Origin of the sequence: Sphingomonas mesophila (assembly GCF_003499275.1) — a bacterium.
GTDB lineage: Bacteria > Pseudomonadota > Alphaproteobacteria > Sphingomonadales > Sphingomonadaceae > Sphingomicrobium > Sphingomicrobium mesophilum.
The window spans coordinates 762,170-777,460 of record NZ_QWDF01000001.1 but is presented as its reverse complement, the minus strand read 5'-3'; the positions used below and the strand labels follow the sequence as shown (position 1 = coordinate 777,460).

General features: G+C 67.3%; 14 protein-coding genes. 6 read left to right on the top strand and 8 right to left on the bottom strand.

The window, feature by feature from the left end; translation table 11 throughout:
* The first annotated feature begins 30 nt into the window (after positions 1-30).
* Positions 31-321, top strand: coding sequence for an I78 family peptidase inhibitor (locus tag D0Z60_RS04075; protein WP_118857070.1), 291 nt, complete (start codon positions 31-33; stop codon positions 319-321).
* Here D0Z60_RS04075 and D0Z60_RS04070 read toward each other — a convergent pair.
* The 4 genes from D0Z60_RS04070 to D0Z60_RS04055 are packed head-to-tail and all read right to left on the bottom strand — an operon-like array spanning position 318 to position 5,777.
* Positions 318-1,766, bottom strand: coding sequence for a Ppx/GppA family phosphatase (locus D0Z60_RS04070; protein ID WP_118857069.1), 1,449 nt, complete (start codon positions 1,764-1,766; stop codon positions 318-320). The two genes, D0Z60_RS04075 and D0Z60_RS04070, sit on opposite strands and share 4 nt — an antisense overlap.
* Complete coding sequence (locus D0Z60_RS04065) at positions 1,763-3,889, bottom strand: RNA degradosome polyphosphate kinase (RefSeq protein ID WP_118857068.1); 2,127 nt, start codon at positions 3,887-3,889, stop codon at positions 1,763-1,765. The genes D0Z60_RS04070 and D0Z60_RS04065 overlap by 4 nt, the downstream gene beginning before the upstream one ends.
* Entirely contained in the window at positions 3,886-4,512 is a 627-nt protein-coding gene (locus D0Z60_RS04060; protein ID WP_118857067.1) for an HdaA/DnaA family protein, read from the bottom strand. The genes D0Z60_RS04065 and D0Z60_RS04060 overlap by 4 nt, the downstream gene beginning before the upstream one ends.
* On the bottom strand, positions 4,509-5,777 hold the full coding sequence (locus tag D0Z60_RS04055; RefSeq protein WP_118857066.1) for a heavy-metal-associated domain-containing protein: 1,269 nt from the start codon (positions 5,775-5,777) through the stop codon (positions 4,509-4,511). Before D0Z60_RS04055 ends, D0Z60_RS04060 begins: the two co-directional genes overlap by 4 nt.
* Positions 5,778-5,838: 61 nt before the next feature.
* Here D0Z60_RS04055 and purM point away from each other — a divergent pair, with 61 nt between their 5' ends.
* On the top strand, positions 5,839-6,930 hold the full coding sequence (gene purM, locus D0Z60_RS04050; protein ID WP_118857065.1) for a phosphoribosylformylglycinamidine cyclo-ligase: 1,092 nt from the start codon (positions 5,839-5,841) through the stop codon (positions 6,928-6,930).
* The gene (gene purN, locus D0Z60_RS04045) at positions 6,923-7,882 is read left to right on the top strand and encodes a phosphoribosylglycinamide formyltransferase (protein WP_118857064.1); all 960 of its coding nucleotides are present in this window, start codon (positions 6,923-6,925) and stop codon (positions 7,880-7,882) included. The genes purM and purN overlap by 8 nt, the downstream gene beginning before the upstream one ends.
* Here the strand turns inward: purN and D0Z60_RS04040 are convergent.
* Positions 7,879-8,265 (bottom strand): VOC family protein, encoded by a 387-nt coding sequence (locus D0Z60_RS04040; protein WP_205421035.1) that lies wholly within the window; start codon positions 8,263-8,265, stop codon positions 7,879-7,881. The two genes, purN and D0Z60_RS04040, sit on opposite strands and share 4 nt — an antisense overlap.
* A gap of 7 nt (positions 8,266-8,272) precedes the next feature.
* Positions 8,273-8,695, bottom strand: a complete 423-nt coding sequence (gene ndk / locus D0Z60_RS04035; protein WP_118857063.1) for a nucleoside-diphosphate kinase — start codon at positions 8,693-8,695, stop codon at positions 8,273-8,275.
* A gap of 86 nt (positions 8,696-8,781) precedes the next feature.
* Here ndk and D0Z60_RS04030 point away from each other — a divergent pair, with 86 nt between their 5' ends.
* The gene (locus D0Z60_RS04030) at positions 8,782-9,582 is read left to right on the top strand and encodes a hypothetical protein (RefSeq protein ID WP_118857062.1); all 801 of its coding nucleotides are present in this window, start codon (positions 8,782-8,784) and stop codon (positions 9,580-9,582) included.
* Here D0Z60_RS04030 and D0Z60_RS04025 read toward each other — a convergent pair.
* Positions 9,579-10,070, bottom strand: a complete 492-nt coding sequence (locus D0Z60_RS04025; RefSeq protein ID WP_275896706.1) for a DNA polymerase III subunit chi — start codon at positions 10,068-10,070, stop codon at positions 9,579-9,581. The two genes, D0Z60_RS04030 and D0Z60_RS04025, sit on opposite strands and share 4 nt — an antisense overlap.
* Positions 10,024-11,487 (bottom strand): leucyl aminopeptidase, encoded by a 1,464-nt coding sequence (locus tag D0Z60_RS04020; protein ID WP_118857060.1) that lies wholly within the window; start codon positions 11,485-11,487, stop codon positions 10,024-10,026. The genes D0Z60_RS04025 and D0Z60_RS04020 overlap by 47 nt, the downstream gene beginning before the upstream one ends.
* A gap of 184 nt (positions 11,488-11,671) precedes the next feature.
* On the opposite strand from D0Z60_RS04020, the gene D0Z60_RS04015 reads away from it, so the two are divergent.
* Together D0Z60_RS04015 and D0Z60_RS04010 are read left to right on the top strand one after the other, a co-directional pair.
* The gene (locus D0Z60_RS04015) at positions 11,672-13,879 is read left to right on the top strand and encodes an LPS-assembly protein LptD (RefSeq protein ID WP_118857059.1); all 2,208 of its coding nucleotides are present in this window, start codon (positions 11,672-11,674) and stop codon (positions 13,877-13,879) included.
* Between the two features lie 76 nt (positions 13,880-13,955).
* On the top strand, positions 13,956-15,287 hold the full coding sequence (locus D0Z60_RS04010) for a peptidylprolyl isomerase (protein WP_118857058.1): 1,332 nt from the start codon (positions 13,956-13,958) through the stop codon (positions 15,285-15,287).
* The last annotated feature ends 4 nt before the right edge of the window (positions 15,288-15,291 follow it).

Below are 15,291 nucleotides of genomic sequence, written 5' to 3'. Positions count from 1 at the left end.
ACCATTGCACTGTCCAGCGTTGTCCTCCGCATGCACCGGCTCACACCGCTCTTGCTCGGCATCGCGCCGTTGACCCTCGCCGCCTGCGCCACCCAAGCCCAGCCGTCGGCCGGCACTGGCCTCTGCGCCCCCAACGGTCTCGAGCGCTTCGTCGGCAAGACCCGCAGCGAAACCCTCGCCGCCGAAATCAAGCGCCAGTCGGGGGCGACGACGCTGCGTTGGGTGCCGGAGGGGACGATGGTGACGATGGACTTTCGCGGCGAGCGGGTCACGGTCCACCTCGACCGCGCCAACCGCGTCGAACGCGTGGTCTGCGGCTAGCCCGCCTCCACCCGCGCCGCCCGGCCGAGCGCCGCTGCCAATTGATTGAGCCGCTTCAGCGCGCTCTCCCCCACGACATCGGTCGAGCCCTTGACGGTCAACACCAACTCCCCGGGTCGTAGCTCGAGCGTCGAGCGCTTCAGCCCCTTCTCCGCTCCCCCCGACAGCCGCTGCGCAAGCCGAATCGCCCGCCCCCACGCCGACGCCCGCTCGCACTCGGCCGGCGTGAGCAGCCCGGCCACCGCATCGGGCAAGCGGAAGTCGCTTCCGAACACATGGCACAGCGCCTGGCCGAGCAGCGCCCGCCCATGCGCATCGATGCCGACGAAATTCCCGTGCAGCGCCATCTCCACCGCACGCTCGGCGCGGTAGTCGGGATGGGCGTTCCAGGCGACATCGCTCATCAGGCAGGCGGTCCGGCGAATTCGCGCCGCCGCTGCATCGTCGTCTCCGAACAGCGGCGCGATCCAGCGATCAATGAGGTCGCCGTGGTCGCCGAACCGGCCGAGCATCTCGCCAATCTCCAGCGCCGCGGCCAGCAACGGGTCCTCCGCCCGCATCGCCGGCACGAGATCACGGAACAGCAGTCCCTCGCGCAGCCCGAACGCCGAGGTCACCGCGGCCCGCGGCGCGAGCACATCGATGAGCGCCTGAAACACCGCGAGCGCGGCAGGAAGGATCTCGATCCGCCCCGCGCTTAGCCGCGTGATCTTGCGAAGTGCCTCGCCGGGTGTTGTCGTAAGCAGTTCGCCAAGGACGGCCGACCGCTCCGGATCGATGGCATGCTGATGGATGATCGGCAGCGGGTGATTCAGATCGGCCAGGTCGAGCCGGGCCAGCGCCCGGAACGAACCGCCGACCAGATAAAGCGACTGGCCGGTTGGGAAGCCGAGGCCGACCACCGCCAGCGCAATCTGTTCGGCAAGCGCCCCACGACTCATGCCACCGACCCGGAGCACCCCAAGCGGAAGCGAAATCCGCTCGCCTGGCGCGCCGTCGGCAACGCGCACGAGTTCGAGGCTACCGCCGCCGAGATCGGCCACCACACCGTTCGCGTCGGGAATTGCTGATAGCACGCCGAGCGCCGCCAACTCAGCTTCCTCCGGGCCCGAGAGCACGACCGCGTCGAGGCCTGCATCGCGCACTGCGGCGAGAAACTCGCCGCCATTGTCGGCATCGCGGACGGCAGCCGTGGCGACGACATGAAGGCGCTCCAGGTTCATGTCGCGCGCCAATCGGGCGAAGCGGGTCAACGCAGCGAGCGAGCGAGCCATCGCCGCCTGTTCGAGCCGCCCGTCACGCTGCACGCCCCGTCCAAGCGCGGGCGAAATCTTTTCGTTGAACAGGGTCGAGGGGACTCGCGCATTGCCGCCGAACACCACGAAGCGCACCGAGTTTGAGCCGATGTCGACGATCCCCGTCGGCGGCAGGACGTCGACGCTCATGCCCCGCCCCGCTGGGACAGGCTGAGCTTGGGCACGTCGCGGCCCGACAACGCCTGGCCGCGGCCGGACAGCGACGGGTTGGTCATGAAGTAATGCTGCATGTTGAAACGCCGCTTGCCGGGCCTGAGCCGGCGATAGCTGCCGTCGGCAAGCAGCTCCCAGCTCTGCTCATTGTCGATCAGGTTTGCGATCATCACCTGGTCGAGGACCTGGGCGTGAACCGTCGGGTTCTGGAGTGGCAGCATATATTCGACGCGGCGATCGAAATTGCGCCCCATCCAGTCGGCCGAGCTGATGTACACGCGCGCCTTGCGGTGCGGCAGTGCTTCGCCATTGGCGAACACGAAAATGCGGCTGTGCTCGAGGAATCGGCCGACGATCGATTTGACGCGAATGTTGCCCGACAGGCCGGCCACCCCTGGTTTCAGGCAGCAGATCCCGCGGACGATGAGATCGATCGACACCCCCGCCGCGCTCGCTTCGTACAGCCGCTCGATGACGAAGCGGTCGACCAGGCTGTTCATCTTGGCCCAGATCGCCGCAGGGCGCCCGGAGCGCGCGTTGGCGATCTCGACGTCGATTAGCGCGAGGATCTTGTCGCGCAGGCTTTGCGGGCTAAGCGTCAGCAATTCGAGCCCGCGCGGCTGGACGTAACCCGAGGTCAGGTTGAATAGCTTGGCAGCATCGCGCGCCGCCCGCCGCGAGGCGGTGAAGAAGCTGAGATCGGTATAGATGCGCGCCGTTGCCGGGTGATAATTGCCGGTGCCGAAGTGGCAGTAGGTCCGGATCGCGCTGCCCTCGCGGCGCACGACCATCGAGACCTTGGCGTGGGTCTTCCACTCGACGAAACCATAGATGACCTGCACCCCGGCGCGCTCGAGCCGGCTGGCCCACAGCAGATTTTGCTCCTCGTCGAACCGCGCCTTGAGTTCGACCACCGCGGTCACCGACTTGCCGGCCTCAGCCGCGGCGACCAGTGCGTCGATCACCTCCGACTGTTTACCCGCGCGATAGAGCGTCTGCTTGATGGCGATGACTTCCGGATCGACGGCGGCCTGCCGCAGGAACCCGACCACCGCCTCGAAGCTCTCATACGGGTGGTGGATGATGAAATCCTTCGCGCGGATGGCCGCGAAGAAGTCGCCGTCATGCTCGGCGATGCGCTCGGGGAAGCGCGGGCTGTAGGGCGCGAACTTGAGCCCCGGAAGGTCGGTCTCGACTAATTGCCTCAGGTCCGCCACGCCAATCAGGCCGCCGCTCTCGGCGATCAGTGCCGAGCCTGCCTTGACCCCCTCGCGCACCAAAGTCTCGAGCTCGGGCGGAGTCTCGTCGTCGAACTCGAGCCGGATGACCCGCCCGCGCCGCCGCCGCTGGATCGCCGAGCGGAAGTAGCGGACCAGGTCCTCGGCCTCCTCGTCGACCTCGATGTCGCTGTCGCGCAGCAGCCGGAACGCGCCCGAGGCGAGCAGCTTGAAGCCGGGGAAAACCAGTTCGAGATGCGCCTCGATCGCCGCTTCGATGGCGATGAAGCGAAAGCGCTTGGCGACCCGCGGCAAGGCAATGAAGCGCGGCAGCATCGGCGGGATCATCAGCAGCTCGGTGACGGGCTCCTGCCGCCGGCCGCGCTGAAGGTTGAAGATCAGGCTAAACCCGCCGCTCGGGATGAACGGAAAAGGGTGCGCGGGGTCGATTGCCTGTGGCGTGAGAACGGGGAGGATCTGCTCGCGGACGTGATCCTCGAGCCATTCGCGCTCGCCTTTCGAAAGATCGCCGACGCCGACCACCTGCAGCCCCTCGTCCGCCAATTGCTCGCGCAGAATCATCCATTCGGCCTGCTGCGCGACGACGAGCGCATCGGCTTCGCGCGCGATCGCCTCGAGCTGCTGGGTCGGAGTCTGGCCGTCAAGCGACAAATCCTCCATGCCGCGCAATTGCTGCGCCTTCAGCCCGGCCACGCGTGTGGTGAAGAATTCGTCTAGGTTGAGCCCGCAGATCGACAGGAAGCGCAGCCGCTCGAGCAGCGGGTGAGCGGTATTGGTTGCCTCTTCGAGAACGCGGCGATTGAACGCCAGCCAGCTGAGTTCGCGATTGAAAAACCGAGTGTGCGGTGGCTGCGCGGTCATGCCGCGCCCCGCGAGTCGATCAGCCCGGCGTCGATCAGCGCCCGGCGCACGGTCGGAACGGTCAGCCGCGCCCGGTCGGCGATGGCGAAGCGGTCGATCGCCTCGACGACCCGCTCCGCGGTCCAATAATCCCGGTTCACGCGCTGGACGAGATAGCGCAGCGACTCGGGCGGGATGACCAGGCCGCGGTCGGCGAACAGGAGTTCAACGAGCCGCTCGAACAGCGCGTCGTCGGGATCGAGGATCCGCACCACCGGAGTAACCGCGATCCGGGTGCGCAGGTCGGGGAGCGCGATCCGCCACGGTTCGCGATCGCCGGTCACGAACACTACCGGGCGGCCGCTGTCCTGGGCCGAATTCCAGGCGTGGAACAGCGCCTCCTCGTCGTGCAGCTCGCAATCGTCGAACAGCCGTCCACCGACCCGTTCGACGAAGGCCCGAGCGAGCATCGTCCGGCCCGAGCGGCGCGGCCCGGCGAGCACCGTCGCCTTGACCGGCCACAGGCTCCACGCACGGAAATGCTCGAACGCCGCGCGATTCGACTCCGCCAGGATGAAGCGGTCCGGGCCCTCCGCTTTGGGCCAGTCGAGCGGAAGCGCGATCTGGTCCGGCGCCCGGCTCACTGTTGCCCGCTGCGATTGTCCGGCGGCGATGGCTGGGTCTGCTGCGGCGGCTGTGGCTGCGGCTGGGCGGGCGGCGGGAGCGCAGGGGTGAGGCGCAATGTCCCGCCGACGTTGCTGACCGCCCACCCGCGTGCCGACAGCGCCGAGCCGAGCGCTCCGATATCGCCGCGATAGCCGACCAGCAGCAGCGACCAGCCGCCGATCGCGGTGCTGCGCGGCGACACCGAGGTCACTCCGGGAACGCCGCGCACCTCGCCCATCGCCGAGGCGAACGTCTGCTCGCTTGGGGTGACGACCTGGATCTGGATGACCCGCACCGGCGGCAGCGCCTTGGCGGGTTCGACTTCCTCCTCCTCGACCGGCGGCGGCGGCTCGATGGTGATCAGGCTGGTATCGCGCACGAGCAGTCCCGCGGCGAGCGAATCGCTGAACAGCCGGTCCATTCGCTGCACGCCCTCGGCCATCATTCGCGGCACGTCGGCGCTGTCCTTGGCGCGCAGCGTGAAGCCGCCGAGGATCGTCCCGTCGGCGCCGTGACGGCCGACGAAGCGCGCCACCGCCGGGCCGCCGGGATAGGCGCGGCGCACCGTCACCTCGGCGATGAGGATGTCGGCCGCGCCGTAGTAATCGAGGATGTTGCGCCACCAGGCGCGGCCCGGCCGCCGCGTCTGGGCGGCATTGATCAGCAGTGGGTCGGGTCCTAGGCCGCTCGGCCGCACATAATCGATCGGGCTCTGCGAAGTGCGGAATTGCGCCCACGCTCGCTGCCATGGGTTGCGCCGCTCGACCGCCGTCATCGACCCGCCGGTCAGCATGACGGGGAACAGCATCATCGGCGCCGACCGCCGCTGAAGGCCGACGACGCCCAGCAGCTCGCCGGCGCGGGCGCGGTCGAACAGGATGCCGAGCTGCGCGATGTAGCGATTCGGCCCGATCTGCTCCTTTTCGACGATGATCGAGCTGACCAGCGTATCGAGCACCGAATCCGACAAGGTCGGCGCCTCGCTCAACGGCCGCTTGTGCTGCTTGGCCCAAAGCGCCTTGAAGCCCTCGCGCTGGGCGATCCGCCAGCCGGCGAAGCGCGCCTCGGCCGCGCTCTTGCCGCCGACGTCGACCTTGATTCCGGTGATCTCAAGCGTTCCCGAGCTGTCGATCGGGAGGATTCCGCGCTCGCCCGATTCCAGCTGCGCGACCAGCGTCCCGCCGGCGGTGAGGGCCGCGGCGGCGCAAGCGGTGAGGATCGTCAGGCGCCGGCTTCGGACCATGGGCGGCTTTTGGCGACAATGGCGTGGAAATCCAAGCGGCTTGTGGCTAGGCGCGGCGAGGATGAGCGAAAAGCCACTGACCTATGCCGATGCCGGTGTGTCGATCGCCGCCGGCAATGCGCTGGTCCGCGCCATCGCCCCGCTCGCGCGAGCCACTGCGCGGCCCGGCGCCAACGCCGAAATCGGCGGGTTCGGCGGCTTCTTTGATCTGAAGGCGGCGGGCTTCGACGATCCGCTGCTGGTCGCCGCGAACGACGGGGTCGGGACCAAGCTCAAGCTGGCGATCGACACCGGGCTGCATGGCGGCGTCGGGATCGACCTCGTCGCGATGTGCGTGAACGATCTCATCGTGCAGGGCGCCGAGCCGTTGTTCTTCCTCGATTACTACGCCACCGGAAAGCTCGAACCGGAGGTGGCGACCGCGGTGGTCGCCTCGATCGCCGAGGGATGCCGGATCGCCGGCTGCGCGCTGATCGGCGGCGAGACGGCCGAGATGCCGGGCATGTATGCAGAGGGCGACTACGACCTCGCCGGCTTTTGCGTCGGCGCCGTCGAGCGTTCGGCGGCATTGACGGGGGACCGCGTCGCGCCCGGCGACGTGCTGCTCGGGCTCGCAAGCTCAGGGGTCCACTCCAACGGCTTCTCGCTCGTCCGAAGGCTGATCGAGCGCAACGGCTGGAAGCTCGACCGCCCGGCGCTGTTCGACCACGACCGCTTGCTCGGCGAGGCGTTGCTCGAACCGACCCGCATTTACGTGAAGAGCCTGCTCTCGCTGGCGCGACGCAACCGCTTCCACGCGCTCGCCCACATCACCGGCGGCGGCCTGCTCGAGAATCTCCCGCGCGTGATGCCGGACGGCTGCCGGGCGATTGTCGATGTCGACAGCTGGCCCCTGCCGAGCCTGTTCTCCTTCCTCCAGGCCGGCGGTGCCATCGAGCCGGAGGAGTTGGCGCGCACCTTCAATTGCGGGATCGGCATGGTCGCCGTGGTCGCCGAAGACGACGCGGACGATGTGGCCAGCGAGCTTGCCGCTGCCGGCGAAACTGTCTTCCGCATCGGCCGGGTTGAAGCAGGTGACAAAGGATGTACCGTGCGTGGAACCGCCGGCACCTGGAGTGCGCGCAGCGCATGGACCGCGGATTACGATGGATAAGGCGCGGGTCGCGATCCTCGTCTCCGGGCGCGGCTCGAACATGGCCGCGCTGATTTACGCCGGACGCGCCACCGACTGTCCCTACCAAGTGTTCCTCGTCAGCGGCGACAAGCCCAAGGCGCCCGCTTTGGTCGTCGCCGAAGCGGAAGGCATCGCGGTCGAGCGGCTCGACCAGTCCGTGCTCAAGCAAGGCTATTGGCAGGCGCTCGAAGACAGTCTGCGCGCAAGCAAAATCGATCTCGTCGCTCTCGCGGGGTTCATGCGCATCATTCCGGCGGATTTCGTGGGGCGATGGGCTGGCCGGATCGTCAACATCCACCCTTCGCTGCTGCCGCGCTATCCCGGGCTGCACACCCACCAGGTCGCGATCGACAATGGCGATGCGAAGTCCGGCGCAACGGTTCACCTGGTCACAGCCGAAGTCGATTCGGGCGAAATCCTCGGTCAGGTCGAAGTCGCCATCCTGCCCGGTGACACGGCCGCAACGCTCGAGGAGCGCGTGCTCATCGCCGAGCATCAGCTCTACCCGCGGGTCCTCGCGCAATATGCCTCGCGTCCGCTCGATGCCGGCTGGATCGAGGAGCAGGTCGATGCCCTAGCCAGGCAATTTGACGAGGTCGGCCGCAAGACATCACATGGGTCGCCGGGCTGGGCAGTCGGCTCAGAAAAGAGCGCCAAGCTATTCGCCATCCTGGCCGATCGGCACCATGGCGAGGACGCGGTCGGCTTGCTGGTCAAGGCCAGCGGACCCGACGAGATGAGCGGGCTGATCGAGGCCCAGCCGGACATCTACTATTGGCCGAAATATTATGGCGCTTCGGGCTGGCTCGGACTGAAGCTCAACCGCCGCGACGTCGACTGGGAGCAGGTGCGCGACTGGCTCGAGCGAAGCTGGCGCGCCGCCGCCCCGCCACGGCTGACCCGACTCCAGGACATCGCCGACAGCTTCTAGCCGACCGGCGGCGTTCCGGGCGGATAAAAAGTGAATTCGGCGCGCAGCCCGTCGGGATCGGGCAGGAACAGCGCCACCGCCCCGCCGAGCTGTTGAAGCGGTTGGCAATCGATGCCGGCCGCGATCAGCCGCTCGCGCAAGTCTTCCACGGCACGAGGACTATCCATCGCGAAACCGAAATGGTTGAGCCCTGCGCCATAGCGTTCGTAGGCGCTGGTCCCCGGCCGAGCGTCGACGAACTGGATGTACAGCCCGTTCGAATCGGCCCAGTTTCCGCCGTCGGTCGGCGCGAAACCGATCAACGGAAGCAGTTTGTCGTAATGGGCTCGGGACCGCTCCCGATCGCTGACCGCAATGGTGAGATGGTCGAGCTTCAGCGCCACCGCCGGCCTAGCCGACGATTTCTTCGGGCTTGAAGAAGTGTGCGATCTCGATCGCCGCATTCTCGTCGCTGTCCGAACCGTGGACCGAATTTGCCTCGATCGATTCGGCGAGTTCCTTGCGGATCGTGCCGGGCTCGGCGTTCTCCGGATTGGTCGCGCCCATAATGTCGCGGTTGCGCTTCACCGCGTCCTCGCCTTCGAGCACCTGGACGACCACCGGACCCGAGGTCATGAAGGTCACCAGGTCGTTGAAGAACGGCCGCTCGCGGTGGACACCGTAGAAACCCTCGGCCTGCTCGCGGGTCATCTGGATGCGCTTTGACGCGACCACGCGCAGCCCGGCTTCCTCGAGCATCTTGGTGACCGCCCCGGTCAGGTTGCGGCGGGTGGCGTCGGGCTTGATGATCGAAAAGGTGCGGCTGAGCGCCATCCGAATTCTCCGGAAAAGTGGATTGACGGGGTAGGATTTGCGCGGCTCTCTACGGGCTGGCTGCGGGGCGATCAAGCGGGGTCGGGATGAGCGAGGCGACGGAGCATTCGCAGCGGCCGGCAAAGCGCGGCCGCCTTGCGCGGATTGTGCGGAGCCGGGATTTCGCGCGCGATATCCTGGTCACCACGCTCGGCGTGTTGATTGCGCTCGGCATTGGCGAGGTCGTCGAGGAAATTCGTTGGAAGCTGCGGATCGCCTCCACGCAAACGGCGATCGAGCGCGAGCTCGGCCTGGTCCATGCGGTGTATTTGTCCGAGCTCGAGCTGCAACCGTGCATGGCGAGACGGATCGGCGAGCTCGACGAACTGCTTGCTCAAGCCCGTTCGACGGGCCGGCTACCCCAAATCGAAAACATTGGATTTCCGCCCAATTTCGGCGGCTTCGGCGACAGCTGGGATTTGGCCACCGGCACAGAAATTCCGCTCAAGATGGATTCGCAGGCCGTGCTTGAGACGGCGACCCTGTGGGCGAATGAAGATATTCACGAAACTCTGGTCGACCGCCAACGCAATGCGTTCGACCGATTGCTGATTCTCGAAGACCGCGCCGGCCCCTTTTCGGACGGACGACTGCATGAGGCCGAGCGCGACCTGGTCGAAATCAAGAATGTGACGGCAAGCATTCTGTTTATCGCCCGCCGGGATAGCGAAATGCTCCGCCAGGAAGGTGTGCGGCCGATGTATGGGCCGGGCGAACCCTTGGACCGCAAGCTATTGCACCGCGAAACCCGGCGAAGGACGATCTGCCAGCCGATGAACGTCGACGGCGCACCATATCGGCTCAAGGGCCGACCCTGGTCACCCCGCGTCGCGCTGAGCCCGGCCTAGCCCTTCTCGACCCACTTGCCGTCTTCATTCGCCCAATAATGTCGCTCGGACTCACTACCGAGCGCCTTCCAGGCCGCCCGCGCCGGTTGGCGGCCGGCCTCGTCGAACAAGAAGAAGGTGCGCTCGAAATGCTGCGCGGCCTCGCGCCAGACGCCGTCGGCGATGAGCAGATGGCGCGCCCCGTTCGGCGCGTCGATGCCGGTCGACAGAAGGATTGGCTGGCGCGCATCGTCGGCTCCGCCAGCGATGCCATGCGGCAGGAAGCTGGTCCGCCCCGCCTCCCACAGCAGGCGGTCGAGCCGGGCGAGCAGGGCTTCGTCGTCGGCCACCACCAGCAGCCGCTCGTTTTCGTCAAGCAGCCTGGTGGCGATGCGGGCAATCACCGAGTCTGGGCCGGCGCCGGAGCCAAGTTGGTAGAAATCGACTCGCACCTGCGGTCGTCTAGCCCTCGAAGCCCGCCACGAACTGGTCGAGCAGGCGCACGCCATAGCCCGTCGCGCCCTTGGAGAAGGTCGTCTTGTCTTTGGGCGACCAGGCCATTCCGGCGATGTCGAGATGCGCCCAAGGCGTGCCGTCCTCGACGAACCGCTGGAGGAATTGCGCGGCGGTAATCGAACCGCCCTCGCGCGGGCCGACATTCTTCATGTCGGCGATCGGCGAGTCGATCAGCCGGTCGTAGGCCTCGCCGAGCGGCTGGCGCCACAGCAGGTCGCCGCTATCGAGCCCCGCCGCCAGCAACTGCCCGGCGAGCTCGTCGTCGTTGGCAAAGATGCCGGCATATTCGTGGCCGAGGCTGATCACCATCGCCCCGGTCAGCGTCGCGAGATCGACCATCAGCCGCGGCTTGTGGGTGCGCTGGACCCAGGTCATCACGTCGCACAGGACGAGCCGCCCCTCGGCGTCGGTGTTGATCACCTCGACCGTCTGGCCGCTCATCGTCGTCACCACGTCGCCCGGGCGCTGGGCGTTGCCGTCGGGCATGTTCTCGACCAGCCCGCACACGCCGATGACGTTGGCCTTGGCCCCCCGCATCGCGAGCGCCTTCATCGCCCCGGCGACCGCTCCCGCGCCGCCCATGTCCCACTTCATCGCTTCCATGCCGAGCGCCGGCTTGATCGAGATCCCGCCGGTGTCGAAGGTGACTCCCTTGCCGAGCAAGGCAATCGGCGCCTCGCCCTTGGCGCCGCCGTTCCAGCGCATCACCAACAGCCGCGGCTCGCGCACCGAGCCCTGGGCGACGCCGAGCAAGGCGCCCATTCCGAGCTTGGCCATGGCCGGACCGTTCAGCACCTCGATCTCGAGGCCGGTGCCCTCGGCATTGGCCTTGACCCGCGACACGAAGCTTTCGGGATAGATGATGTTCGCCGGTTCGGTCACCAGCTCCTTGGTCAGTGCCACGCCGGCGGCGACGGCGGCAAAGCGCTGCTTCCACAGCGCCGCGGCGTCCTTGCCGCCACCGACGATCGTGACCCGCGCGAGGGTCGGCTTGTGCTTGTCCTTGAGGCGCGTGCGGTAGCGGTCGTAGCGCCAGGCGCGGAGCTCGGCGGCGAGCGCGGCTCGGGCCGCGGCGTCGGCGGCAAAGTCGAACCCGGACAGGTCGATCACCGCATGCGTTTCGCCCGATGTCAGCAGCCGCGCGACCGCCGTCCCGGCAAGCTTCTCGGCCGCCTTGACGTCGGTCTTGTCGCCGATCCCGACCAGCAACAAACGGCGTCCGCCGTCGGCGCCTAGATAGGCATCTGCAGTTGAGCCGCTCTCGCCCGCGAAGCGCTGGCGCTTCGCTGCGGCGGCGACCGCCTCGCGGTCGGCGCCGAGCACTTCTGGAACTCCGTCGCCGTCCGACCTGACGGGCAGCACGAGGGCATAGTCCCCGGCGGGGCGTTGTTCGGCGAAATGGATTTGCATTGGGGAACGTCCTGAATCTACGGCGGTAACGGGTCGCGCCGCCTTTACGGTCCGGCTCGACAATAAGCAAAGGCCGCGCCGCGGGGACCGGGCAAGGCGGATTGCCGCCGTTCACTTCACCTGCGATAGGCGAAGGCGGCAAAGAGACGAAAACCTACCGGGGCGGGCTGACCGAAACGTGCGTATGGCGCTGAAAATGCTGTGTTGTTCGGCGCTGTCGCTCGCCCTCGCCGCACCGGCCGCGGCGCAGGATCAAAGTGTCGCGACTGAAGCCGCGCCCGCGCCCGACGCGCGCGAAATCGACTTCTCCGCCGACCGCGTCAGCTACGACAGCGCGGCCGACGTTATCGTCGCCGACGGCCGGGTACGCATGGCGAGCGACGGCAATCACCTCGCCGCCGACCGCGTGACCTGGACCCGCCGCACTGGCGAGGTGGTCGCCGAAGGCAATGTCGTGGTGGTCAATCCCGAGGGCGACAAGCTGGTCGGCGAGCGGGTCGCGCTGACCGACAGCCTGCGCGACGGAACGATCGAAAATCTGTTGGTGGTGCTCGACAGCGGCGGCCGGATTGCCGCTGCCCGGGCCGTGCGCGCCGACGGCCTGACGACCCTCGACAATGCGGTCTATTCGCCTTGCCCGGTCACCAATGCCGCCGGCTGCCCGCGCAACCCGAGCTGGAAGATTACCGCCGCTCGGGTCATCCAGGATCAGGCGACCGGGCGGATTCGCTTTCAGGGCGGCCGGCTGAACCTGTTCGGTGTCGCCATCCCGCTGCTCCCGATCTTCAGCATCGGCGGCGGCAGTGGCGTCACCGGCGCGCTGGTCCCGGACATCGCCTTTTCGAGCTCCAACGGGCTGGAGTTGGCACTGCCCTACTATTTTCGGCTCGCCCCCAACCGCGACCTGACGGTCACCCCGCACCTCTATTCCAAGACCGCACCGGCGATCGAGGGCAAGTTCCGCCAGCTGACCACGCTCGGCGCCTACCAGCTTGGCGGTTTCGTCACCTACAGCCGGGTCGAGGACCCCGATCCCAACGACCCCACGCCGACCGAACGCCGTGACCTGCGCGCCTACGTCGAAGGCAACGGCAAGTTCCAGCTCGACCCGTATTGGAGCCTCACCGGCGCGCTCCGGGTCGCGAGCGACAAGACTGTTCTACGCCGCTACGATCTCAGCCGCGACGATGTATTGCGCAATTTCCTCGAGGCCGAGCGGATCGACGAGGACAGCTACATCTCGATCGCCGGCTGGGCATTTCAGGGCCTGCGCGTCGACGACCGCCAGCGGTCGATCCCGATCGCGCTGCCGGCGATCGACGCGCGCTTCCTGTTCGACGATCCCTGGCTTGGCGGGCGCTTCGAGGTCCAGGGTAATAGCCTCGCCATCGCTCGTCTCGACGGCCAGGACACCCAGCGCGCCTTCGCCAGCGGGCGGTGGGACCTCAGGCGCTTCACGCGCATGGGACAGGAACTGACCCTGACCGCGTTCGGGCGCGGCGACGTCTATCGCACCAGCAACAACGACGAGACGCTGACACCGGCCTATGCCGGACGCAACGGCTGGCACGTGCGCGGCATCGGCGCGCTCGCGGCCGACGCCAAGTGGCCGTTCATCGGTTCGGCGTTCGGCGGCACCCAGCGGCTCACCCCGCGGCTCCAGCTCGTCCTGACCCCGCCGACCCAGAACCTCGCCATCCCCAATGAGGACGCCCGCTCGGTCGACCTTGAAGACAGCAATCTGTTCGCATTGAACCGCTTCCCCGGTCATGATCGCTGGGAAGACGGTTCGCGGCTGACCTACGGGCTGGAATGGACGCTCGATCGTCCGAACGTGTCGATCGCGACGGTGATCGGCCAGAGCTATCGCCTAACCCGCGAACCGAGCATTTTCCCCGACGGCACCGGCCTCACCGATCGTTTCTCCGACATCGTCGGGCGCACGCGCGTTCGGTTCGGGAGCTTCGTCGACCTCACCCACCGCTTCCGCTTCGACAAGGACAGCCTCGCGCCGCGGCGCAACGAGCTCGACCTTACCGTCGGCACCTACGAAACCTATGCCCAGATCGGCTACCTCCACCTCGACCGCGACATCGATTCGACCTTCGAGGATCTGCGCGACAAGGAGGAATTGCGGCTCGCCGGACGGGTCAGGTTCGCGCGCTACTGGTCGCTGTTCGGATCGACCGTGATCGACCTTACCAGCCGCGCGGAGGATCCATTGAGCCTGGCCGACGGCTACGAGCCGGTGCGCCACCGTCTTGGCCTCGCCTACGAGGACGAGTGCCTCGAGCTTGGCCTGTCGTGGAAGCGCGACTATGAGCGCATCGGCGAGTTCCGCAAGGGCAACACCTTCGCGCTTCGGCTCTCGCTCAAGGGCATGGGCCGCTAAGCCTGCGTTCAGCGGAACGGCCGCAGGAGCGGCGAGACAAATCTCTGACAGACAAGGAATTTCAAGGGTGGGATCGATGAGGAGCAAGGTACTGGCGGTGCTGGCGAGCACGACCGCCGCGGCGTTGATCGCGGGCGGCGCCTTCGCTCAGGACAATCCGTTGACGAGCGCCAATCCGCTCGGGCTGCCGGAGAATGTCACCGTGTTCGGAAGCCGCATGCCGGACGTCATCAAGGCCACCGCGATCGTCAACGGCGAGGTCATCACCCAGACCGATATCAATCAAAGGCTGGCGTTCCTGTTGATTGCCAGCGATGCACAGCCGAGCGCGGAAGAGCTCGAGCGGCTTCGCCAGCAGGTGTTCAGCAACCTGATCGACGAGACGCTCCAGATCCAGGCCGCCAAGTCGGCTGAAATTGAAATCACCGAGGCCGAGATCGACCGGACGGTCGAGCGGGTCGCCGCCAACGTCAAGCAGACCCCCGATCAGATGGCCGAGTACCTGAAGGCTCGCGGCGCCTCGATCCGGACCGTCCGCCGCCAGATCCACGGCGAGATCGCATGGCGCCGGATCCAGGGCCAAAAGATCGAGAGCCGGTCGAGCGTCGGCGAGGACGAGGTCAAGGCGGTGCTCGAGCGGCTCGAAGCGTCGAAGGGCTCGCAGCAGTATCGCGTCGGTGAGATCTACATTCCCGCGACCGCGGCGACGATGGATCAGGCCCGCGCCAACGCCGCCCAGATCATCGACGGCATTCGCCAGGGCGGATCGTTCGTCGCTTATGCGCGCCAGTTTTCGCAAGCGTCGACTGCGGCGGTCGGCGGGGACCTCGGCTGGGTCAGGCCGGAGCAGTTGCCCGAACCGATTGCGGCGGTCATGCGGCAGATGGCGCCGGGCCAGATCTCGGCGCCGATCCCGGTCCCGGGCGGGATTTCGATCATTGCCGTCCAGGACGTGCGCAAGGTGCTTACCGCCGATCCGCGCGATGCCGTGCTCACTATGAAGCAAGTGTCGATCAAGTTCCCGGCCGGCACCAGCCGCCAGGTCGCCGAGCCGGTGGTCGCCCGCTTTGCCCAGGCCTCGCGCAGCATCGGCGGCTGCGGCGGCGCCGAAAAACTTGCCGCCGACTTCAAGGCTGAAGTGGTCGAGGCGGACAACGTCAAGCTGCGCGAACTTCCGCCGGTGCTCCAGCAGATGATCACGGCCATGCAGATCGGCCAAGCGACCCAGCCGATCGGCTCGCTTGAGGACGGCGTGCGCGTGCTCGTGCTGTGCGGGCGCGATGTCGCCGACCCGACCATGCCGACCTATGACCAGATCTTCGCCCAGTTGAACGAGGAGCGCGTCAATCTGCGCGCCCGGCGCTATCTGCGCGATCTTCGGCGGGATGCGGTCATCGACTTCCGCTAGGCGT

What these genes read in the sequence shown, in the direction of transcription:
- D0Z60_RS04075 (WP_118857070.1), top strand. Translation starts at nt 31, where the DNA reads ATGCACCGGCTCACACCGCTCTTGCTCGGCATCGCGCCGTTGACCCTC.
- D0Z60_RS04070 (WP_118857069.1), bottom strand. Translation starts at nt 1,766, where the DNA reads ATGAGCGTCGACGTCCTGCCGCCGACGGGGATCGTCGACATCGGCTCA.
- D0Z60_RS04065 (WP_118857068.1), bottom strand. Translation starts at nt 3,889, where the DNA reads ATGACCGCGCAGCCACCGCACACTCGGTTTTTCAATCGCGAACTCAGC.
- D0Z60_RS04055 (WP_118857066.1), bottom strand. Translation starts at nt 5,777, where the DNA reads ATGGTCCGAAGCCGGCGCCTGACGATCCTCACCGCTTGCGCCGCCGCG.
- purM (WP_118857065.1), top strand. Translation starts at nt 5,839, where the DNA reads ATGAGCGAAAAGCCACTGACCTATGCCGATGCCGGTGTGTCGATCGCC.
- purN (WP_118857064.1), top strand. Translation starts at nt 6,923, where the DNA reads ATGGATAAGGCGCGGGTCGCGATCCTCGTCTCCGGGCGCGGCTCGAAC.
- ndk (WP_118857063.1), bottom strand. Translation starts at nt 8,695, where the DNA reads ATGGCGCTCAGCCGCACCTTTTCGATCATCAAGCCCGACGCCACCCGC.
- D0Z60_RS04030 (WP_118857062.1), top strand. Translation starts at nt 8,782, where the DNA reads ATGAGCGAGGCGACGGAGCATTCGCAGCGGCCGGCAAAGCGCGGCCGC.
- D0Z60_RS04025 (WP_275896706.1), bottom strand. Translation starts at nt 10,070, where the DNA reads ATGGCGTGCGCCTGCTCGACCAGTTCGTGGCGGGCTTCGAGGGCTAGA.
- D0Z60_RS04020 (WP_118857060.1), bottom strand. Translation starts at nt 11,487, where the DNA reads ATGCAAATCCATTTCGCCGAACAACGCCCCGCCGGGGACTATGCCCTC.
- D0Z60_RS04015 (WP_118857059.1), top strand. Translation starts at nt 11,672, where the DNA reads ATGGCGCTGAAAATGCTGTGTTGTTCGGCGCTGTCGCTCGCCCTCGCC.
- D0Z60_RS04010 (WP_118857058.1), top strand. Translation starts at nt 13,956, where the DNA reads ATGAGGAGCAAGGTACTGGCGGTGCTGGCGAGCACGACCGCCGCGGCG.